Origin of the sequence: Ochrobactrum sp. EDr1-4, assembly GCF_049199085.1 — a bacterium.
Taxonomy (GTDB): Bacteria; Pseudomonadota; Alphaproteobacteria; order Rhizobiales; family Rhizobiaceae; genus Brucella.
The window spans coordinates 733,435-754,545 of the sequence record NZ_JBLZOF010000002.1; the positions used below are offsets into that span (position 1 = coordinate 733,435).

Sequence of the window (21,111 nt, forward strand, 5' to 3'; positions counted from 1 at the left end):
ATCCCGTAATGCCATAGTCAACCAAAAAAATGGGATAGGTCGATGGTGGGTCGAGTGCGGCTCTTCAATTGTATGTGCAGCAAAAATATTAGACCAGCTATGCCGCTGACTACTCCGAACCGTTTTTATTTCTTTCGAAACAAATAACGAGGTCTCTTGACCAAGAAGAGCTTTTTTTGTGATTTGCGTTGGGCTTTCCCGTAAAATAATAGCCCCTCCCCCCTTTTGAGCACAATCGGATATTCTCGGAATTTTTCAAAAAAACAAGCCAAAAAAATTGAAAATGTTATATATACTATGTTTTATTCAAGTTATTCGTATATTCTCTTATTAAGCGCCAATATAACGGATTTTGAGACAGTGATAATGCCTTATTTCATGCCATCAAACTGAAGAAACCATAATCAAACAGCTGCGCTGGCCAGCAACAGACCGGAGGATTTTCCGACTTGGTTGGGTCATTGTCAGCCTAAAAACGGCGTTAGAATATGGCAGGGTTGATGGGGGCAAACTTGGTAACTCTAAAATATAATAATTGTAACGAAACTATACGATAAACATATGCAGAATGATTGCAGCTCGCGCCGAAAAAGATAATAATCTCAATTCAGAATACTGCATAAATGGTTGGACTATGAAGCTCGACAAAATTGACATCAGAATTTTATCCGAAATGCAAAAGAACGGGCGGATAACCAATGTCGAGCTTGCCGAACTCGTGAACCTATCACCGAGCCCATGTCTGATGCGGGTGAAAAAACTTCAATCTGAAGGTTTCATCACCGGATATTCGGCGCAAATCAATGTTTCAAAACTTGGTCAGACACTAACAGTCTTCACCGAAATTACGCTCAAAAACCATCGGCAGATTGATTTTGCGCGTTTTTTGGCGACTGTGGAGAAAATCGATTCCGTGATTGAATGTCACTTGGTCTCGGGCGGCTATGACTATTTGATGAAGTTTGTAACCGCCGGAATTGCAGAGTATCAAACGATTATGGAACGTCTGATCGATATGGATGTTGGCATCGATAAATATTTCAGCTTTGTTGTACTGAAATCGCCTATTGTAAAAGCGCACCTCCCACTCGACGTCATGTTCCATGAATAGAGCGACCAGCTTAGCTTCGGGTGAACTCGCGGACCAGTTCAGGATCTTGCTGCAAACCATCGAGCCAGCCGGTATCGAGTTTCGGCACAGAAGAGAACAAAAGCCGCGAGTATGGATGACTGGCAGTACTGCCCATCATATCCGGACTGAGTTGCTCGACCTTCTTGCCAGCATACATAACTACGACTTCATCACAGATCGCACGAACCGTGGAAAGATCGTGGCTGATAAATAGATATGATAGCGACAACTCACGTTGCAGTTCTTTAAGCAAATCGATGATGGCTGCAGCGACGACAGTATCGAGCGCCGATGTGATTTCATCGCAGATAATCATCTTAGGGTCGGCGGCCAAAGCCCGCGCTAGATTGATGCGTTGTTTCTGCCCCCCCGAAAGCTCACCCGGTCTGCGATAGCGCATATTGCGTGGTATCCGCACCATATCGAGCAGTTGGTCTACCCTCGCTTCACGGCTTTTTCTGTCCATTCCATGATAAAATGTAAGCGGGCGCGCCAGAATTTCGGCAATCGATTTGGTCGGGTTGAGGGCCGTATCGGCGAACTGGAACACAATCTGCAATTCACGCAATTGATCGCGGCTGCGGTGACGCAGATCGCTCGGCATTTCCTTGCCTTCGAACAATATCTTACCGCGAGCGGCCGGCAGAATACCCGCGATAACCCGTGCAAGCGTGGACTTACCGCAGCCAGATTCACCAATGATACCGAGGTTCTGTCCGCGTGAGAGTTCAAGGCTGACTGTATCGACGGCGATCATCGCCGGTTCACCGGATTTACCGACCATGCCATAACCGGCCAGCACCTTATCAACCACCAGCAGCGGGGTCGGCTTCTCGGTCATCGCAGTTTCGGGTCGTGCATGAAGCACAGGTTCAAAGGCCGCCAGAAGTTCTTTGGTATAAGGATGTTGCGAGTTGTGCAATATCTCTTGCGTAGAGCCGACTTCCTGAATTTCACCGCCCTTAAGCACGACAATTCGATCCGCGATCTGCGCAACGACAGCCAGATCATGCGAGACGTAAACGCCTGCGATATGCTTCTTTTTCATCACGGATTTGAAAGCACGAAGCACTTCAATCTGCGTCGTTACATCAAGCGCGGTTGTCGGCTCATCGAAGATGACAAGCTTTGGGTCACCAATAAGAGCCATCGCCGCTGAAAGACGCTGCAACTGCCCGCCAGAAACCTGATGCGGGTAGCGATCACCGATTGTCTCAGGATTAGGCAGAGCCAGTGCCTTGAACAGCTCAATCGCTTTCTTGCGCGCTTCCTCCTTAGACATCAGCTTGTGGATTTTGGTCACCTCAATGACCTGATCCATAATGCGATGCGCAGGATTAAAGGATGCCGCCGCACTTTGCGGCACATAAGACACTTCCGTGCCACGTTTTTTTGAACGTTTACGCTCCGATAGCGTGACAATATCCTGACCACCCACAGCAATGCTACCATCCACAATACGGCAGCCCGGGCGGGTATAGCCCATCAATGTCAATGCAATCGTTGTCTTGCCAGAACCACTTTCGCCAATCAGCGCTACAATTTCGCCTTCTGCTATTTGAAAACTGACATCACGGATGATCTCGACATTACGACCAGAGTCGGTCTTGGCATCCACCCGAAGATTTTTGATCTCAACAAGATTGCTCATTCATTCGCTCCTGTCGCGGATCTTCTGCGGTAGATTATCGATCAGCAGGTTGACGCTGATGGTGAGGCTCGCAATGGCAATCGATGGGAATACAACCGCAGGCGCTGCAAAAGACAGACCGCCAATGTTTTCTTTAACCAGAGCGCCCCAGTCGGCAAATGGTGGCTGAACGCCCAAACCAAGAAACGACATGCTCGACAACAGCAGCACGATAAATACAAAACGCAGACCAAAATCGGCCAACACAGGTCCGATAATGCCGGGCAGAATTTCCGAGCGAATAAGATAGCCAATCTTCTCCCCGCGTGCGCGGGCAACCGTCACATAATCCATCGTATTAATGTTGATCGCTAACGAGCGCGCAAAGCGATAGCTGCCGGGCGTGTAAATAATAGCCATGGTGATGATCAAGATAGGGATAGACGAACCAACGCCTGCAACGATAACCAATGCGAGAATTTTGCTTGGGATGGATGTTAACGCATCAAGAAACCGGCTGAGTGCTGAGTCAAACCAACCGCCAATGACAGCTGCTGTCATGCCGAGGGTCACGCCAAATAAGCAGGCCAAAAACACGGCGGCAAGCGAAATACCAACGGTGAAACGTGCGCCGTAAATAATGCGCGATAGCATGTCGCGGCCGAGATAATCTGTACCCAGCGGGAACTGCGCACTCATTGGGCCAAAGAAGTCGAAATCGACAATCTCGCCAATTGGATGAGGCGCGATCCACGGTGCAAAGATTGCAACAACGGCCCAGCCAAAGATAATCAGAAAGGAAACAGCGCCAACCAGATTAACCCGATAGCCGAAACGCGGGGACTTTGCCTTTCGCTGATTTGAAACGGAAGCAGTCATGATTATCGCAGCCTCGGGTTGGAAACGATAGCAATCAAATCGGCTATCGTGATGAGCAGGAGATAGCCAAAGCAGAAGATCATCGCGCATGTCTGGATCAGAGGCAGATCGCGCGTTGCAACTGCATCAAGCATGAGCTTGGCTATGCCGGGATAATTGAAGATGGTTTCGACAATGATGACGCCACCCAGCAGATAAGACAGCGACAAAGCAACTGCGTTCACGATTGGGCCGAGCGCATTGGGGAGCGCATGGACGACAACCATTCGGCTGCGTGAAGCACCTTTGAGCAATGCCATTTCAACATAAGGCGTGTTGAGCGTCTCAAGCACCGCCGCGCGCGTCATACGGATCATCTGCGCTGAAATCACAAAGCTCAGCGTGATGACCGGCATCGCAAAAACCTTGAGAAGCCCCCAGAACGATGTCACCTCATTGGCCATCGACAGTGCTGGCAACCAGCCAAGATAGACCGCGAATACGATTACCGCGATAGTCGCAACCATGAATTCTGGCACGGAAATAACCGAAATCGTGATGATTGAAACAACGCGATCATAAATCGTGCCGCGCATAATTGCGGCAGTAATGCCGAGAAACAACGCAATCGGCACAGAAATTGCAGCCGTTACACCAGCAAGCTTCAACGAATTGACGAGGCGGTTGCCGATCAAATCGGAAATCGGGACATTGTTGACGTAGGAAACGCCAAGATCACCGCGAAGCAGGTTTCCAAGCCAATATAGAAAGCGCAGGAAAGCGGGCTGATCTAGGTTCATCGCATGACGAAGACCCGCAACGGCCTCCGGTGTTGCCGCCTGCCCCAGAAGAATTTCAGCCACATCACCAGGAAGCATCGCTGTCGCAAAGAAAATCGTAAACGCAACTATCAGAAGCGTAACAACAGCAACGACAAGGCGTTTGGCAATGAGATTCAGCAGAGGCGACTTCATGGTCATGCGCAGCCCAATAGTTGGGGGAAACGATCAGTTCGGGCAAAAGCGATGTTTTGCCCGAACCCGAAAAGCAAGGTTACCTGACGAAAGGTCAGGCTTCCAGCCATGCATGTTCGGCAAATGTGTAGCCCATCATGCCACCAAGTGGGTTTGGCTCAAGGCCATTCAACTTCGGCGAAATCGCATCAACATTGGACATGAACACCGGAATGACCGTTCCAGCTTCATTGGAAACCATGGCCTGCATATCGCCATAGATTGCCTTACGCTTCGCTTCATCTAGCGATCCACGGGCCTCAAGCAACATGGAGTCAAACTTCTCCGACTTGTACTGGCTTTCGTTCCAAGGCGCATCGGTCTTATAGAGTAGCGAGAACAGAATATCGGGTGTCGGACGGGCATTAATGTTGCCGTAATGGACCGGATCTTTCAGCCAATGGTTTGACCAGTAGCCATCTGACGGCACACGATCAATGGTGATCTTCTGACCGATTGTCGAAGCTGCCTGCTGGAGAACCATTGCATAATCAAGCGATGACGATGCGGCTTCCGCAGCTGTAATGCGGATCTCCTGATTAAGCATGCCGGCTTTTTCAAGCAGCGACTTTGCGCGTTCCGGATCAAACTCGCGCTGCTTAAGCTCTGCATTGTGATATTTGCTGGTTGCTGGAACCGGATGATCATTCGCAATTTCAGCAAGGCCACGCAGGACCGATTTCTGAATAACTTCGCGATTGGTCAGATATTTCAGCGCTTCAGCCACGCCCGCCTTATCGCCCGGGGTCAAATCAAGACGAACGTTAAGATTGGTATAGGTGCCGAGCTTCGAGATGAAGAGCTTTGCAGCTGGGTTATTTTCAAGCACGCGCAGCGAACGCGGATTGAGGTTCGCACCAAGATGAATATCGCCGGAAAGCACAGCATTCATACGCGCGCTTTCATCGGAAATTGCAAAGAACTCAAACGAGTCGAGATGTGGGCCGTTGTTCTTCCAATAGTTCTCGTTACGCGCCGCCATTGAGCGCACGCCCGGCTGGAATTCCTTACAAACAAATGGACCTGTTCCATTGCCCTTGGAGAAGTCAGTCGTACCGTCTGCGACGATCATGAAATGGTGCAGCGCCAGAATTGTTGGCAAATCGGCATTCGCATCTTGAAGCGTGATCTCAACGGTTGTGTCATCAACCTTCTTCACACCTGTAATCTGCTTAGCAATCGCATTGACCTTAGAGCCAACGGCTGGGTCGAGGTGGCGATTAATCGAGAAAACGACGTCATCGGCAGTCAGTGACTTGCCATCATGGAACGTGACACCCTTGCGCAGCTTAACTGTCCAGACCTTCGCATCCGAACTATCAACGCTTTCGGCCAGTTCCATCTCAGTTTCACCCTGACCATTCAGGAATGTCAGCCGGTTATAGAACGCGCAGCAGCGAACATAATCTGTCGCATTGGAAGCCTTGGCAGGATCAAGCGTATCGGCAGTGGAAGCGCTGAAGCCAGCAGCCTTGATGAAGCCGCCTTTAACCGGGGTCGCAGCATATGCAGAGGTTGCACGACCAAGGATTGTCGACCCCGCCGCAACTGCTACACCACCCATAAGCATCATCTGCAACAATTCACGCCGGGTTGCCCCGCGACGAATTGCATTTTCAATCATCCGGTCGTCGGAAGAAGTCCAGTTGGTTATCTTCTCGCTCATGGCAGTTCCCCTTGTTAAAGTTGCATCTGGTGCGCCGGTTTATAGTCACCGGTTTCACCTTGGGTTCATTGCGGTTTCAGAAATACGGTCGTTAACATCACCTCGTTGCAATGTGAGTTCGAGAGGCTTTTGGGATCGAATTGACCCGGCATTTAGCGGGTATAATCCGATGGCTTTGCCTTTTATCCTCACCTTTGGCAGCTCTGACAGTGTGTTACAGAGATGCGCGTAAATTGCGCTGAATTGGTGAAGAGCAGCAGCATAATATTGCGAATCTCATAAACTTACGAAATTCTTGCTCGCAACTAAGCTGCTGCTCGTCAAACTCATCCCTTCATTGCTGCGCGCACGTCTTCATCAGCAAGTGTCTGATCAAGCGTTATGCGCGTGCGTTCGATGATTGCGTCGATATCTTCATCAGTGCAGCAAAGCGGCGGCGCATATCCAAGGACACCATTTGCGAAAGCACGGATGACGAGGCCATTGTCCCATGCCCGATCAAAAATACGGCGTGCCGGATCAGCAGCAGCAGGAAGTGGCGTCTTTTTTTCCTTATCCGTAACAAGCTCGATTGCTGCCAGCATGCCGCGACCGCGAACATCGCCAACCAGCGGATGATCTGCCAAAGCATGCAAGCCAGCCATCAGGCGCTGACCAGCCTTCCGGCCATTCTCGAGCAACCCACCCTCATAAAGCCGCAGACATTCTAGGCCGACTGCGGCACTAACCGGGTGTGCTGAATAGGTATAACCATGGCCGACTGCCGATTTGCCAGCACCATCAGCAATGGTGTTGTAGACATGTTCTGACATGAACACGGCACCCATCGGCACATAGCCCGATGTCAGACCTTTCGCGGTCGTAATGAAATCCGGCACCACATCATCTTCCGAACAAGCGAAAAGCGGACCAGTACGGCCAAAGCCAGTGATCACTTCATCGGCGATGAACAGAACATCATACTCCTTGCAAAGCGCATGCATTGCCTTGAGCCAACCCGTCGGCGGAACAAGTACACCACCCGAACCCTGAATAGGCTCAACATAAAATGCTGCGACGCGCTCTGCGCCAAGCCCTTCGATCTTTGCGCGAAGTGCTGCAACTGACGCGTCGATGATTGCCTGCGGATCAGTGCCAACCGGATTGCGATAAGCGTAATGCGATGGAATTTTATGCTGCCAGTCATATGGCACACCAAAGCCCGCATGAAATGCCGGAAGTGCAGTCAGACCGGAACCAGCCGTCGAGGAGCCATGATAGCCATACTCGACCGAAATGAACTGGTCTTTCTGCGGCGTGCCCTTGGCATGGTAATAATAGCGAATGAAGCGGATTGTGCTATCAATCGCGTCAGAACCGCCAAGCGTGAAATAAACGTGATTGAGATCACCCGGCGCACGATCTGCCAATTCAGCAGCCAGACGAATGGCAGGCTCTGAACCAAGACCGAAATAGCCAGTTGCGTAGGGAAGCTCTTGCAGCTGCTTTGTTGCGGCTTCAACAATGCTATCCTGACCATAGCCAACATTCACGCACCAAAGACCGGCAAAGCCATCAAGCAGCTTATGGCCCGATGCATCGGTTACAGTAGCACCCTTGCCTGACTTAAGCACACGGACGCCAGCGGCTTCGTGACTGCGGAATGATGAGACCGGATGCACCAGATGGGCGCGATCAAGTTCGATCAGTGAATTGCTCAGCATAATATTCTCCAAATCAACCTAGTGCCTGATTTACAAGCGCATATGTGCGGTATTCAGTACCGCTTTGTTCTTCGACTAGCCCAACGGCGCGGCGCATCGGTATTCCGCCGCCAACATGAACCAGCCCGCGTTCAGTCAGCCAATTGGCGAGATCTGTCGCTATGTTCGTATCCACGCGGACGAATTCTCCCGTATGTTTTGAGAGTAGAAAATCGATCAGCGCACGCGCATCGTCGCCGTTCTTCGCAACGACCGGGCCGATAACAAGCCCACGACCAAAGGCGCGAATTCCAGCGAATGCCTCAACTTCATCGTCATTGCGAATGACAGCGAACTGCGCGCTTTCATTCAACAATTGCATGATGTTCGAGCGATTATGGCCCGTTGCGGCAATATCCATCTCGACCAGACGCGAAAAGTCACCGCTGTCCGCCCAGGAAATATTGGCCGGTGCATCGACGTTCGCAGCCAAGCCCTGATGCTGAATGATTTCGCCATTGGCCACGAAGCCAAGCTTTTCATAAAGCGGCAAACCATCCTGCGTTGCGACCAGCAAACAAGTGCGCCCGCTTGCAGCATCAAGTGCCGCCTGCATCAGCTTGCGACCAAGCCCGCGTCCACGCATCGCTTCATCGACAATAACCATATTGACGGTTGCAACATCATCGCCCAACGGCGTCGACATTGCGGTACCAACGACGGTTCCATCTTCAATTGCAACAACACCATTGCTGAGTGCGAGCACAAAGGCCCAATCTTCGCGACGATGTGGCCAGCATGCCTGTTGAGACAAAGCAACTGCACCATCAAGATGATCCTGCGTCATTGTTTCAAGAGTGATTGGCGATGCGGTCATGACTGTTTCCGAGCATGGTTCTTCGTAGACTCAGATTAGAATGAGCCTTGCAGCAGTTCATCCCGACCAGCATCCATATACCGATGGTTTTCACTGTCCTTTCATATCGCCGCCGCATCTTATGCCGCGTGATATGTCGAACCAGCGCACAAACCTATAGTCAGTCCCTGCTCGAAGAGCGCAACGACGAAACTCTCTGCCAAAGCTCTACTGAGATACGAAACAATCTGCTTCGCACGGATAGGAATGCAGTGATTAGTCTATTCGCGCCTCATTATGATGTATGACAACGGCACAGCAGTGCCTGCACGCCTTGGAAGGATCAAATCATGGCCCAGTTCAGACCAAAATACATCACCTTCGATTGCTACGGCACACTGACCAATTTTCAGATGGCGGAAGCCGCACGCGATCTTTACGGCGAACAGCTCAATGAAGATCAGATGCAGCAATTCATCAAGAATTTTGCTGCTTATCGCATTGATGAAATCCTCGGCGACTGGAAGCCATATAATGAAGTCGTTCACAATGCGATTGAACGCACCTGCAAAAAGAACAATGTAACCTTCAAAGCAGAAGATGCACGCACCGTCTATGAACGCGTTCCAACCTGGGGGCCGCATGCAGATGTGCCAGCCGGTCTTTCCAAGGTTGCAAAGGAAATCCCGCTCGTCATTCTTTCAAATGCCATGAACGAGCAGATCCACCACAATGTCGAAAAGCTCGGCGCGCCATTTCATGCCGTTTATACAGCGCAGCAGGCACAGGCTTATAAGCCACGCTTTAAGGCGTTTGAATATATGCTCGACCAGCTCAACGCCAATCCGGAAGACATTCTGCATGTCTCTTCGTCGTTCCGCTATGACCTGATGTCAGCCCATGATCTTGGTATCAAGAACAAGGTCTGGGTCAATCGCGGTCACGAGCCAGCAAATCCTTATTACGGCTATACGGAAATAAAGGATATTTCCGGTCTGGCCGGTGTCGTTGGACTGTAAATAAGGCTTAGCAAGATGCAATTTAAACCCTACTGGCACGACACCACACCGCCTTTTACTGCCGGCGAAAAGAACCCGCCGGAAGGGCATTATGATGTTGCCATTATTGGCGGTGGTTTCACCGGCCTTTCGGCTGCATTGCATCTTGCCAAAGCTGGCAGCCGCGTCGCGGTCTTTGAAACGGGGCTGGTCGGCTCCGGTGCTTCAGGACGTAATGGCGGCCATCTTAACAATGGTCTCGCGCACAGCTTTATTGCTGCAAAACAACACCTTGGCGCAGAGCGCGCCAAGGCTCTCTACAAAGCCTTTGATGATTCCGTCGATACAATCGAACGCATTGTTGCCGAAGAAAATATCGATTGCTCTTTCCGCCGCGCTGGTAAACTGAAACTCGCTTCAAAGCCCGCCCATTTTGATGGTCTTGCGCGCAATTTTGAAGCCATTCATGCGGAAGTCGATCCTGATACCGCCTTATTGCGTCGTGATCAGCTTTCAGGTGAAGTCGGCTCCAATGATTTTCATGGCGCCATGCTTTCCAAAAAAAGCGCCATGATGCATATGGGGCGCTATGTGACCGGCTTGGCTGCGGCAGCAGCGCGCCATGGTGCGATCATTTATGAAAATACAACCGTTCAGGAGCGCAAAAAGCTCGGCAACCAGCACCAGATCGTTACATCGCGCGGCACAGTGACTGCTGACACTATAATTTTAGCAACCGGCGCCTACACAACCGACAGCTTTTCCTATTTCCGCAAGCGTATCATTCCGGTCGGCAGTTTCATCATCGCAACCCAACCGCTGACTGAAAGCGAAATCGCCACCATCATGCCCGGCAATCGCACCTACGTTACGTCGATGAATATCGGCAATTATTTCCGACTTGCACCGGATAATCGCATGATTTTCGGCGGTCGCGCTCGCTTTTCCACGACATCAGACCAGCGTTCCGATAGCAAAAGCGGCGCAATTTTACGCGAGAGCCTCATCAAGATTTTCCCGCATCTTGCCAATGTCAAAATCGATTATTGCTGGGGTGGTCTCGTCGATATGACTCAGGACCGCTATCCGCGCGCAGGCTTTGCCGATGGTGTCTGGTATGCGATGGGCTATTCCGGTCATGGCGCACAAATGTCAACGCAGATGGGTATCTATCTGGCAGACGCAATCCTCGGACGCGGCGACAACAATCCAATTTCAGGCCTCGAATGGCCTACTATTCCCGGCTACTCCGGAAAGCCATGGTTTTTGCCGATGGTCGGCCTCTATTACAAGATGCTCGACAAGTTTCAGTGAAGTCAAAAAAGGGCGGTTTAACCGCCCTTTTTCATTCTCATAATCCACCGACATGCAGCGTTTTGATTTCCAGATATTCATCAATACCGAGCTTTGAACCTTCACGGCCAAGCCCGGACTGTTTGACGCCGCCAAAAGGTGCAACTTCCGTCGAAATCGCACCCGTGTTCAAGCCGACCATGCCAAACTCCAGTGCTTCCGCGACCCGCCATGAACGTTTTAGGTTCTCGGTAAAGAAATAAGCTGCCAGACCAAATGGTGTTCCATTGGCAATTTCAATCGCTTCCTCTTCCGTTTCAAAGCGGAAAAGTGGCGCGACAGGACCGAAGGTTTCTTCGGAAGCCAGCAGCATATCGGTTGTGGCATCACCCAGCACAATCGGACGTGCATATTGACGACCTTCCGGCATGCTTTCGCTTTGTGCCAGAAGTTTTGCACCACGGCCCAGAGCGTCACTCACATGGCGTTCAATCTTTTCAATCGCCGCATGATTGATCATCGGACCAATCGCAACGCCCTCTTCCGTGCCAACGCCGACCTTCATTTTTGCAACACGAGCCGAAAGCTTAGCTGCGAAAGCATCGTAAATTCCGGACTGCACCAAAATGCGATTTGAACAAACACAGGTCTGGCCACCATTGCGGAATTTAGAGGCAATAGCACCTTCCACAGCCTGATCGAGATCAGCATCGTCAAACACGATAAACGGCGCATTGCCGCCAAGCTCCAAGCTCAAACGCTTGATACTGTCAGCAGCGCCCTTCATCAAAAGTGAGCCAACGCGCGTTGAACCCGTAAACGAAATTTTGCGCACGGTTTCATTGGCCATCAACTCATTGCCAATTTCCGTTGGCATGCCGGTAACGATATTGATGACACCAGCGGGTATCCCAGCCCTTTCAGCCAACACACCAAGTGCGAGCGCCGAAAATGGCGTGAACTCTGAAGGTTTGATGACAACTGTACAGCCAGCCGCCAATGCAGGTGCAACCTTGCGGGTAATCATCGCATTCGGGAAATTCCACGGCGTGATAATCGCGCAAACACCGACTGCTTCTTTGAGCACCAGAATACGGCGGTCTGCCGTTGGCGACGGAATGCTGCCGCCATCAATACGACGCGCTTCTTCTGCAAACCATTTGACGAACGACGCACCGTATCGGATTTCACCCAATGCTTCATTGAGTGGTTTTCCCTGCTCCTGTGTCAGCAGAAGAGCAAGATCCTGCTCATGCTCAATCATCAGCGCAAACCAGCGCTCAAGCAACGCAGCGCGCTCGGCATGGGTTTTCTTTTTCCAAGGCTTGAAAGCTTCCGCTGCAGCATCAATTGCTGCTCGCGTTTCCTTGCCACTCATATCCGGGATTGTGCCTAAAGTGCTGAGGCTTGCAGGATTGGTAACATCGACCGTGGCGCCAGACTCAGCATCCTGCCAGACCCCGCCAATGAGGCCCTGTTGGCGGAAAAGCGCCTGATCTTTTAACGTATGCATGACGACCTCTTATGCCAAAGCTGAAAGCACGGCCTGCGTAATCGCATCCGTCTTATCTTTACCCGCAACGGTTCCGATACCCTGAGCCGTCGCTGTTTCGATTGCTGCCATCACATCTTTTGCAGCCTGATGCTCGCCAAGATGATCGAGCATCATCGCACCAGACCAGATAGCCGCAATTGGGTTGGCAATGCCGAGATGCGCGATGTCAGGTGCAGAGCCATGAACTGGCTCAAACATGGAAGGCGCTGTGCGATCGGGATTGATGTTGGCAGACGCCGCATAGCCAAGGCCGCCCTGAATGGCCGCACCCAGATCAGTCAGAATATCGCCAAAGAGGTTTGAAGCCACGATCACGTCTAGGCTTTCCGGTGCCATAACCATACGCGCTGCCATAGTATCGATATGGTAATGTGAGACCTCAACATCGGGATATTCTTTGGCAACATCCTTTGTCACTTCGTCCCAGAAAACCATCGAATATTTCTGCGCATTGGATTTCGTCACCGAAGCCAGCTTCTTGCGGCGAGCGCGTGCCTGCTCAAAGCCAAAACGGATGATGCGTTCGACGCCGGTGCGGGTGAAGATCGCAGTTTCGACTGCAACTTCATCTTTCGTACCTGAATGGACGCGTCCACCAGCGCCCGAATATTCGCCCTCGGTGTTCTCGCGAATGCAAAGAATATCAAAGCCTTCAGAGCGGAGCGGGCCAGTTACACCCGGCAACAGGCGATGCGGGCGGATATTCGCGTATTGCACAAAAGCTTTGCGGATCGGCAGCAACAAGCCGTGCAGCGATACAGAATCCGGTACTTCCGCAGGCCAGCCAACGGCACCAAGATAAATCGCATCGAACTTACGCAGCTTCTCGATACCATCTGCTGGCATCATCGCGCCGGTCTCATGGTAATATTCACAAGACCATGGAAAGCTGGTCCCTTCCAACGCAAATCCATTACACTTTGCAGCAGCTTGCAAAACCTGCCACGTCGCATCGGTTACGCTTTTACCGATACCGTCGCCCGGAATGAGTGCAATCGAATAAGTTGTCATTGTTTGTTCCCCTAAGAGCGCATCCCGAAAAGTGTGAAGCGGTTTTCGGGATGCGCGTTGAAAAATCTAGATATCTATCAAAACGCTTTTAGTTTTGCGGTTCGCAAGATAGGCATCGCGCCCGAGGTCTTTGCCAATGCCAGAGCTTTTATAGCCACCAGTCGGTAAGATATGATCCCGTGAACGGCCATAACGGTTGACCCAAATGGTGCCTGCCTGCAAAGCCTTGGTGACACGCAACGCACGAGACAAATCTCGGGTGAAAAGGCCTGCCGCCAGCCCATAGGTCGGATGATCGGCAAGTGCTAATGCCTCGTCTTCATCTTTGAATGTCTGAAGTGTCAGCACAGGACCAAAGATTTCTTCGGTCACAGCGGGGGAGTTTTCATCAACACCGCGAAGCAAAGTTGGCTCATAAAAATAGCCTTCACGATCCATTCGCTTGCCGCCCACAACACTTTGTGCGCCAAGGCTGACGGCCTTCTGCACAATCTCATCAATGCGGCAAATCTGGCGTTCGGAGATGATTGGAGAATATTGGGTATTCTCGTCCCATGTCACACCCGGCTTGATATTCGCCATATGGCGCGCAATCGCTTCGCTCAAAGCATCGGCGATTTCTTCCGCAACAATCAGGCGCGAACCCGCGACACAGGCCTGCCCGGCATTGCTGAGAATTCCACGCGTGATAGCAGATGCCGCCAATTCGAGATCCGCATCGGCAAACACCACCTGCGGACTTTTACCCCCAAGCTCAAGGGTCATAGGCTTGATGCCGGTGCGCGCAATATTTTCCATGATTGCGGCACCAGCAGCTGTCGATCCGGTAAAGCTGACCTTAGAAATATCGGGATGGCCGGTAATGGCATTGCCGGTGGTTGGACCGTCACCCAGAACGATGTTGATGAGGCCTGCGGGAATGCCAGCTTGCACGGCGAGTTCAGCGATATAAAGCGTGGTAAAAGGCGTGATTTCGGATGGCTTGAGAACAACTGCATTGCCTGCAGCAAGCGCCGGTCCAAGCTTCCAGCCAGCCATAGAGATCGGAAAATTCCACGGCGTAATTGCGCCAATCACACCGTAAGGCTCGCTCAGCGTCATGCCAAACGTACTGGTGCTGGTTGGCACAACTTCGCTGCCTTCCTTGTCGGCAAATTCTGCAAAGAAGCGGATTTGCTCAACAGTGACAGCTATATCGCCTTCGATGAGATGAGCAATCGGACGTGTCGATGAAACGGCTTCCATGCGCGCCAGCGTCAGCGCTTCCTGTTCGATCAGGTCGGCCCAGCGGTGCATTGCATTGAGCCGTTCGCGCGGACGGCTGTCAGCCCAGCCGCTCGATTTCAGTGTCGCCTTGGCATTTTTTACGGCACGATCAACCAAAGCTTCATCCGCAATCGGACAATCGCCATAGGCTTTACCGTCCGATGGCCGATGCATTTCCATTGCGCCCGCAGCATCGACACGCTGCCCACCAATATAATGATAAAAGGGGAGTTTAAGCGTTTCAGGATCAAAGCTTAATGTCATGGCGCACCTCGAACTTTCTATGACGAAAGATTAGAGCCACACGCGCCGCATTTTTGATTGAGAATAACCCGCCTGACGGTTTTGAATCGCGTCAGACGGGTTTAAAGCGGCGGATTATTCTGGATACGAAATGCTTATTCGTAAACGCAAAGATAAATCTTACGTACGGTTTCAATCGTGCGCCATACGCCGACGAAGCCCGGCTTCATAACAAAGCTGTCGCCTGCACGATACGTCTTGGTTTCGCCGTCCTTCTCTTCGATTTCGACGAGGCCAGACAGGATGTGGCAAAACTCTAATGTTGTGCCCTTGATAGAATGGGTTTCGCCCGGAGTTGCTTCCCAAACGCCTGTCAGAACCTTGTCGTTCTTCGACGCATCCTGCGCCCACGTTTTAAACGATGGCGTGCCAGAGATTAGGCGATCTTCAGTCGGCAGCGCTTCTTTCGGCGCGAAATCTGGATTTGGATCGATAGTTATCAAAAGTGACATGGTAGTTCCCTTCATTTAATAGCCAAGTTTGCGATCGATCAGGCCGATCAGTTCTTCTCCTGCCAAATGGCGTTGAATATTTTCAATGACGGATTGCGCAGCCGTATGTGGTTGCGTGACCGATGCAATATGCGGTGTGATCAACACTTTCGGATGCGACCAAAGCGGATGCCCGGATGGCAACGGCTCCGGGTCGGTAACATCAAGCATAGCCGCCGCAAGATGACCGCTATCAAGCGCATCAATCAGTGCATTTTGATCAAGCTGTGGCCCGCGCCCCGTATGCAACAAGCGTGCGCCCTTTGGCAGCAAGGCAAACAGGTCGGCATTCAGAATGCCGCGTGTTTCATCGGTCAACGGCAGCAAGCAAATCAGAATATCTGTTTGGCGCAGGAAGCTCGCAAACTGGTCTTCGCCGTAAAAACACGTAACGCCTTCAATGTCTTTCTGGCTGCGGCTCCAACCGGAAAGCGGAAACTGAAATGGCTTGAGGCGTTCGATTGCGGCTTGCGCCAGCATACCCAGCCCTAAGAAACCAATTCGTCGTTCTGATGCCTGCGGCGTAGAAATGGCTCGCCATGTTTCTGCCTGTTGTTGTTGGCGATAGACAATTGCTTCACGATGCAATGTCAGCACGCCAAGCGCCACATATTCCTGCATCATGCGAATGATGCCGTCTTCAACCATGCGCACAAGCTTCACATGCTCAGGCACACTGCCGGGCTTGAACTGATCAACACCCGCACCAATCGAAAATAGAATTTCCAGATTGCGATAACGCGCAATATCGTCTGGTGCGACCCAGCTAATCAGATAGCGAATTTTATCGGGATCAATCTCATCGCCAGCCTGAAAAAACTCGATATCAGGAAGGGCTTTCGAGAATGCTTCACGGAAAACGGCACCACGCACTGCATCAGAATTGAAAAGAAACGCCATAATTGCTTCCGATTAAGAGGTAAGATGCACGGCGAGATTTTCGATCATCTTCTGGCACGCATGCAGCTCGTTTATTTCGATATATTCGTTAGGGCGATGGGCGCGGCTGATATCGCCGGGACCGCAGATGATTGCATCAATGCCTGCTTGCTGGAACAATCCCGCTTCCGTGCCGTAGCTCACCGCAGCAAGTGTATCCTGCCCCGTCAGCTCGACCATCAACTGAGAAAGTGCGCTATCATCTGGCAAAGAAAGTGCAGGATAAGCGCTTAATTCATGCCAAAGCACTTCATAGCCGCGATCCCGCAGAGCGAACAATTCTGCTTTCACTGGCTCCAGCAATTCGGTTGGCGATATACCGGAAATGGCACGCACCTCAACATCGGCAGTGCAACGAGCAGGAATGATATTGACCGCCTGTCCACCAGAGATGACGCCAAACTGCAACGATGAATATGGCGGCTCAAAATTGGTATCGAACGGCCCGGCTTCCAGCGTTTGACCGTATGCGGTTGCTTTTGCAATCACGCCAGCCATGGCGTGAACGGCATTCAACCCAAGATCGGGACGCGATGAATGGCCCGAACGCCCAATGACTTCCAGCCGAGCAGCAGCTTTGCCTTTGTGCGCGCGCACGGCCTGCATCCGGCTTGGCTCACCGATAATAGCGCCCAGCGGTTTGGCACAAAGATCAGGAAGCGCTGCAAGCAAATGCGGCACACCACGACAGCCCGCTTCTTCGTCATAAGAAAATGCCAGATGGACAGGTTGTTTGAGCGAACGAGAGGCCAGCATCGGCAGAGCAGCAAGCGCACAAGCCAAAAAGCCCTTCATGTCCGTCGTGCCGCGCCCATAAAGTCTATTGCCGTCTTTATGCAGCTTGAACGGATCAGTCGTCCATTCAGACTCTCCAGCGGGAACCACATCCGTATGGCCAGACAGAATATAGCCCGGCACATCACGGGGGCCGATAGTGATAAAAAGATTTGCCCTGTCACCTTCAGGTCCGGGCAAAACCGATACGTCAGCACCCGCAGACTTTGCGTAAGAACTGATCCAGCCAACAATCGCATCATTGGGAGTACCAACAACCGATGGAAAGCCGATCAAAGCTGCAAGGATTTCTTCGACGTTCATAATACCACATTCAAAGTCAGAGCTTCGGATTTCTATCAGAATATGGTGTTAGGGCAGTGTTCCGTGCCGAATATGCTGCTGCTTCAAACAATGATTGCGAATAGCGGCGATCAAGCAGTTAATTATGCGGAGGTATTTATGAAATGATGCGGCAAAATACGCCTGCCCAAAGCATTGCATTGCGTGGCAGGATCAAAAACACTGTGTCTTGAGGGCTGAATGTCCACAAGTCGGGCTTGGGCAGCGGGTAGGGATCGGAATGGCTGATATGCAAAAGTCAGTACGGCTGAAATCTTTTGAATTGATCGCACATGACATAGCAGATGTGGACAAGAGCCTGCTTCATGGTCTTTCGATGGGTGTTCGTTGGCCGCATCGCCCCAATGACTGGGACCTCATGTTGAAAACCGGACAAGGGCTGGTCGCTATTGACGGAATCGGCCGGGTATTTGGTAGCGCTATGTGGTTTCCTTACGGCGACGATTTCGCAACCATTGGCATGGTCATCACCTCCCCCCGCACACAAGCACAAGGCAATGGTCGCTGGCTGATGGAACAGGTGATGGAGCGATGCAAAGGTCGCAGCCTCAGCCTCAATGCGACGCAAGCAGCATATAAACTTTACCTGACGCTTGGCTTTACCGATGAGGCAACAGTCTATCAACATCAGGGAGAAGTCGGGCTTGAACTTCCCGCCATACCATCGCCAAATGGAGAACTTGTAGCCCTTTCAGCAGAGGAACTCGAAAAAATCTCCGAGCTCGACTGCAAAGCCTTCGGCACAAACCGCATGCATTTGCTTCAACTCATCTCCGACACGGCTGAAATCTGTGGGTTGGAGAGAAACGGGCAGATGGTCGGTTATTCCTTCTGCCGCGAATTTGGCCGCGGGAAAGTTATTGGCCCTATCGTCGCAAGCAACGACGAAGACGCCATTCAATTGACGGCAATTCACCTGAAAAATCTCAAAGGCAAGTTTGCTCGTGTCGATACGCGTGAGAAAACTGGGGCATTTGCGGACTACTTAGAGCTATGCCGTCTCGGTGTGTACAGCACGGTAACAACCATGTCGAAGGGCAAACTGTTTTTGAACAGACAGGCGAACAAGCCATGGGTTTATGGGCTGTCAGCACATGGCTGGGGCTAAAATAACTCTAAGAAGCCGACCGCACTGACTTCAACTCGCTCTCAATATCCAATGAGTGCCATCACCTCCGTTGCAGCATTAACGGCGCGAATGCTAAACAACACCTAATGGCGAACAGCCAAGCCGGTTAATCGTGGTATGACCCAAGGTAAACTCGGATATACTCTTTGTCTGTCGCGCTGTCGATGCTGACACCCCGAACCGTACAACCGTATTGCGTGCCGACAATCCTCCGCTTGCAGCCTTCAAAACGCGCCGTCGAAACAAGGCTTTCGGCGTCAAATTATGTTGTCATAATCACGACCGAATTTCCTGGTCCGTAAACGGATTGTTTTAGGGGTATTGATGTTCTCTCTTTAGGCCAGCATGTCGCCAACTATGCGAATGCTTAACGGAAAGTGGGAATACGACCACTCTGCTTCCTTGATAATCTCAGACGGACAACGATGGCCGTGATAAAGCGGCTAAATGGAAGCATACTTTTTATAATTGCTGCTTTACGTACCTCAAATCGGCGGGTAATGTCTTGCATGAAACTTTGGGAGGAGTTTACGTGCTTTTGAATATTTACGCTGATATTCATGTATCAGAATTTCGTTGTGTAATATCTTACGACAACGTTGTCTTTGGCGTTTGCGCATGACTGCATCGCCAAAAGAAACGCGTATTCCGCTTCTTCAAGCTATTTCGCTGTCAAAGTCTTTCGGTCCCGTTCAGGTGCTCAAAGGCATCAATCTCAGCATCTATGGCGGCGAAGTTCATGCGATTATCGGTGAGAATGGTGCCGGCAAATCGACATTGATGAAACTGCTTGCCGGCAATGAACGCCCGACAAGCGGAGAAATTCACATTGATGGCAAGCCAATCGCGTTCTCAGGGCCGGTTGAGGCTGAAGCACAGGGCATTGTGCTTGTACATCAGGAAATTTTGCTGGCACCCGATCTGACGGTCGCGCAGAACATTTATCTTGGTCGCGAGCTTTCAAATGGGCTCGTGGTCGATGATAAGTCGATGCGCGAAGGTGCGCGTAAGGCAGTTCGCGATCTTGGCGCCGACATCAATCCTGACGCGATTGTAGGCAGCCTTTCAATAGCGCAGCGCCAGCTTGTACAGATTGCACGCGTTCTGTTGGTGCCGCACCGCGTTGTCATTTTCGACGAACCCACAGCGTCGCTCACGCCGGTTGAAACCGAAGCGCTGTTGAAAGTGATCTGTGATATTCGCGCCAAGGGCGTGGCGGTTCTCTATATCTCGCATCGTCTGCCGGAAGTGAAAGAGATTTCGGATCGCATCACGGTTTTGCGTGATGGAACGCTTGTTGCAGCACATATGACTTCTGAGCTTCAGCCCAATGATATGGCCCGGTTGATGGTAGGACGCGATGTGGCCAAGCTTTATCCGGATCGTGCATCTGAACGGTCGGATGCGATGGTGCTTGAAGTGCAAGACTTTACAGTGCCCGGCTATGTTAAAACAGCGAGCTTTGCATTGCGCCGAGGCGAAATCCTTGGTTTTGCTGGCCTGGTGGGGGCTGGGCGTACAGAGCTTATGGAGGGCGTTGTTGGCCTTCGTCCCGGTAAGGGACAGGTTCGCCATAATGGCAAGCCCGTCAATTTCCATAATGCGCATGAAAGCTTGTCTGCCGGGATCGCTTATCTCAGTGAGGATCGCAAAGGCAAAGGTCTGTTGCTTGGTAAAGACCTTGGCATCAATCTGACCCTTGCATCAATCAGCAAATTTGTTCGCGGCTTGCAGATTGACCGAAGTAAAGAGCGCGTTGCGCTCGATGATGCGATCAAGGAATTTGATATTCGCACCGGCCGCAAAGATATTCTTGCAGGGCAACTCTCAGGTGGCAATCAGCAAAAGCTGCTGCTGGCAAAAATGATGCTGCTGAACCCGTCTATCGTCATCATAGACGAGCCGACACGCGGCATCGATGTGGGTACGAAAGAACAGATTTATCAGTTTATCGCCAATCTTGCCGATGAAGGAAAATCAATCATCGTTGTGTCGTCAGAGATGCCAGAACTTATCGGGATATGCGACCGCATCGTTGTCATGCGGGAAGGCCGTATTGCGGGTGAGGTGACAGCTGATCGCATGACGGAGCACGACATTGTTGTTCTTGCAACGGGCGTCAGCACAGAAGCGGCATAATTATAAATAGGGG

General features: G+C 51.3%; 17 protein-coding genes. 5 read left to right on the top strand and 12 right to left on the bottom strand.

From position 1 onward, the window contains the following. Positions 1-634 precede the first annotated feature (634 nt). Entirely contained in the window at positions 635-1,111 is a 477-nt protein-coding gene (locus tag ACOZHT_RS09790) for an Lrp/AsnC family transcriptional regulator (RefSeq protein ID WP_339514793.1), read from the top strand. Between the two features lie 10 nt (positions 1,112-1,121). Here ACOZHT_RS09790 and ACOZHT_RS09795 read toward each other — a convergent pair whose 3' ends face one another. The 6 genes from ACOZHT_RS09795 to ACOZHT_RS09820 all read right to left on the bottom strand — a co-directional run bounded on the left by ACOZHT_RS09795 (position 1,122) and on the right by ACOZHT_RS09820 (position 8,858). Continuing rightward, on the bottom strand, positions 1,122-2,783 hold the full coding sequence (locus tag ACOZHT_RS09795) for an ABC transporter ATP-binding protein (RefSeq protein ID WP_339514791.1): 1,662 nt from the start codon (positions 2,781-2,783) through the stop codon (positions 1,122-1,124). Then, positions 2,784-3,647 carry an ABC transporter permease gene (locus ACOZHT_RS09800; protein ID WP_421565699.1) on the bottom strand — a complete coding sequence of 288 codons (864 nt, stop codon included), beginning with the start codon at positions 3,645-3,647 and terminating at the stop codon, positions 2,784-2,786. Then, positions 3,644-4,594, bottom strand: coding sequence for an ABC transporter permease (locus ACOZHT_RS09805; RefSeq protein ID WP_339514855.1), 951 nt, complete (start codon positions 4,592-4,594; stop codon positions 3,644-3,646). The genes ACOZHT_RS09800 and ACOZHT_RS09805 overlap by 4 nt, the downstream gene beginning before the upstream one ends. 94 nt (positions 4,595-4,688) lie before the next feature. After that, the gene (locus ACOZHT_RS09810) at positions 4,689-6,299 is read right to left on the bottom strand and encodes an ABC transporter substrate-binding protein (RefSeq protein WP_339514787.1); all 1,611 of its coding nucleotides are present in this window, start codon (positions 6,297-6,299) and stop codon (positions 4,689-4,691) included. Positions 6,300-6,625: 326 nt separating this feature from the next. Continuing rightward, the gene (locus ACOZHT_RS09815) at positions 6,626-8,002 is read right to left on the bottom strand and encodes an aspartate aminotransferase family protein (RefSeq protein ID WP_339514785.1); all 1,377 of its coding nucleotides are present in this window, start codon (positions 8,000-8,002) and stop codon (positions 6,626-6,628) included. Positions 8,003-8,015: 13 nt separating this feature from the next. Next, complete coding sequence (locus tag ACOZHT_RS09820) at positions 8,016-8,858, bottom strand: GNAT family N-acetyltransferase (protein WP_339514783.1); 843 nt, start codon at positions 8,856-8,858, stop codon at positions 8,016-8,018. Positions 8,859-9,187: 329 nt separating this feature from the next. On the opposite strand from ACOZHT_RS09820, the gene ACOZHT_RS09825 reads away from it, so the two are divergent. Further along, positions 9,188-9,856, top strand: a complete 669-nt coding sequence (locus tag ACOZHT_RS09825) for a haloacid dehalogenase type II (RefSeq protein ID WP_339514781.1) — start codon at positions 9,188-9,190, stop codon at positions 9,854-9,856. 15 nt (positions 9,857-9,871) lie between these two features. Continuing rightward, positions 9,872-11,149, top strand: coding sequence for an FAD-binding oxidoreductase (locus ACOZHT_RS09830; protein ID WP_339514779.1), 1,278 nt, complete (start codon positions 9,872-9,874; stop codon positions 11,147-11,149). 37 nt (positions 11,150-11,186) lie between these two features. Here the strand turns inward: ACOZHT_RS09830 and ACOZHT_RS09835 are convergent, their stop codons facing one another. The 6 genes from ACOZHT_RS09835 to argE all read right to left on the bottom strand — a co-directional run bounded on the left by ACOZHT_RS09835 (position 11,187) and on the right by argE (position 17,791). After that, positions 11,187-12,641, bottom strand: coding sequence for an NAD-dependent succinate-semialdehyde dehydrogenase (locus tag ACOZHT_RS09835; RefSeq protein WP_339514777.1), 1,455 nt, complete (start codon positions 12,639-12,641; stop codon positions 11,187-11,189). 9 nt (positions 12,642-12,650) lie between these two features. Then, complete coding sequence (locus ACOZHT_RS09840) at positions 12,651-13,694, bottom strand: tartrate dehydrogenase (protein ID WP_339514775.1); 1,044 nt, start codon at positions 13,692-13,694, stop codon at positions 12,651-12,653. Positions 13,695-13,760: 66 nt separating this feature from the next. Further along, complete coding sequence (locus ACOZHT_RS09845; RefSeq protein ID WP_339514773.1) at positions 13,761-15,224, bottom strand: aldehyde dehydrogenase family protein; 1,464 nt, start codon at positions 15,222-15,224, stop codon at positions 13,761-13,763. Between the two features lie 134 nt (positions 15,225-15,358). Beyond that, complete coding sequence (locus ACOZHT_RS09850) at positions 15,359-15,715, bottom strand: cupin domain-containing protein (protein WP_310013756.1); 357 nt, start codon at positions 15,713-15,715, stop codon at positions 15,359-15,361. A gap of 15 nt (positions 15,716-15,730) precedes the next feature. Then, positions 15,731-16,654, bottom strand: coding sequence for a glyoxylate/hydroxypyruvate reductase A (locus ACOZHT_RS09855; RefSeq protein ID WP_339514769.1), 924 nt, complete (start codon positions 16,652-16,654; stop codon positions 15,731-15,733). A gap of 12 nt (positions 16,655-16,666) precedes the next feature. Further along, positions 16,667-17,791: an acetylornithine deacetylase gene (argE, locus tag ACOZHT_RS09860; protein ID WP_339514767.1), complete on the bottom strand. Its 1,125-nt coding sequence runs from the start codon at positions 17,789-17,791 to the stop codon at positions 16,667-16,669. Between the two features lie 268 nt (positions 17,792-18,059). Here argE and ACOZHT_RS09865 point away from each other — a divergent pair, with 268 nt between their 5' ends. Together ACOZHT_RS09865 and ACOZHT_RS09870 are read left to right on the top strand one after the other, a co-directional pair. Then, entirely contained in the window at positions 18,060-18,938 is an 879-nt protein-coding gene (locus tag ACOZHT_RS09865) for a GNAT family N-acetyltransferase (RefSeq protein WP_339514853.1), read from the top strand. Positions 18,939-19,577: 639 nt separating this feature from the next. After that, entirely contained in the window at positions 19,578-21,098 is a 1,521-nt protein-coding gene (locus tag ACOZHT_RS09870) for a sugar ABC transporter ATP-binding protein (protein WP_339514765.1), read from the top strand. Positions 21,099-21,111 lie beyond the last annotated feature (13 nt).

What these genes read in the sequence shown, in the direction of transcription:
- ACOZHT_RS09850 (WP_310013756.1), bottom strand. Translation starts at nt 15,715, where the DNA reads ATGTCACTTTTGATAACTATCGATCCAAATCCAGATTTCGCGCCGAAA.
- ACOZHT_RS09835 (WP_339514777.1), bottom strand. Translation starts at nt 12,641, where the DNA reads ATGCATACGTTAAAAGATCAGGCGCTTTTCCGCCAACAGGGCCTCATT.
- argE (WP_339514767.1), bottom strand. Translation starts at nt 17,791, where the DNA reads ATGAACGTCGAAGAAATCCTTGCAGCTTTGATCGGCTTTCCATCGGTT.
- ACOZHT_RS09840 (WP_339514775.1), bottom strand. Translation starts at nt 13,694, where the DNA reads ATGACAACTTATTCGATTGCACTCATTCCGGGCGACGGTATCGGTAAA.
- ACOZHT_RS09830 (WP_339514779.1), top strand. Translation starts at nt 9,872, where the DNA reads ATGCAATTTAAACCCTACTGGCACGACACCACACCGCCTTTTACTGCC.
- ACOZHT_RS09820 (WP_339514783.1), bottom strand. Translation starts at nt 8,858, where the DNA reads ATGACCGCATCGCCAATCACTCTTGAAACAATGACGCAGGATCATCTT.
- ACOZHT_RS09870 (WP_339514765.1), top strand. Translation starts at nt 19,578, where the DNA reads ATGACTGCATCGCCAAAAGAAACGCGTATTCCGCTTCTTCAAGCTATT.
- ACOZHT_RS09815 (WP_339514785.1), bottom strand. Translation starts at nt 8,002, where the DNA reads ATGCTGAGCAATTCACTGATCGAACTTGATCGCGCCCATCTGGTGCAT.
- ACOZHT_RS09855 (WP_339514769.1), bottom strand. Translation starts at nt 16,654, where the DNA reads ATGGCGTTTCTTTTCAATTCTGATGCAGTGCGTGGTGCCGTTTTCCGT.
- ACOZHT_RS09805 (WP_339514855.1), bottom strand. Translation starts at nt 4,594, where the DNA reads ATGAAGTCGCCTCTGCTGAATCTCATTGCCAAACGCCTTGTCGTTGCT.
- ACOZHT_RS09825 (WP_339514781.1), top strand. Translation starts at nt 9,188, where the DNA reads ATGGCCCAGTTCAGACCAAAATACATCACCTTCGATTGCTACGGCACA.
- ACOZHT_RS09810 (WP_339514787.1), bottom strand. Translation starts at nt 6,299, where the DNA reads ATGAGCGAGAAGATAACCAACTGGACTTCTTCCGACGACCGGATGATT.
- ACOZHT_RS09845 (WP_339514773.1), bottom strand. Translation starts at nt 15,224, where the DNA reads ATGACATTAAGCTTTGATCCTGAAACGCTTAAACTCCCCTTTTATCAT.
- ACOZHT_RS09865 (WP_339514853.1), top strand. Translation starts at nt 18,060, where the DNA reads ATGCAAAAGTCAGTACGGCTGAAATCTTTTGAATTGATCGCACATGAC.
- ACOZHT_RS09795 (WP_339514791.1), bottom strand. Translation starts at nt 2,783, where the DNA reads ATGAGCAATCTTGTTGAGATCAAAAATCTTCGGGTGGATGCCAAGACC.
- ACOZHT_RS09790 (WP_339514793.1), top strand. Translation starts at nt 635, where the DNA reads ATGAAGCTCGACAAAATTGACATCAGAATTTTATCCGAAATGCAAAAG.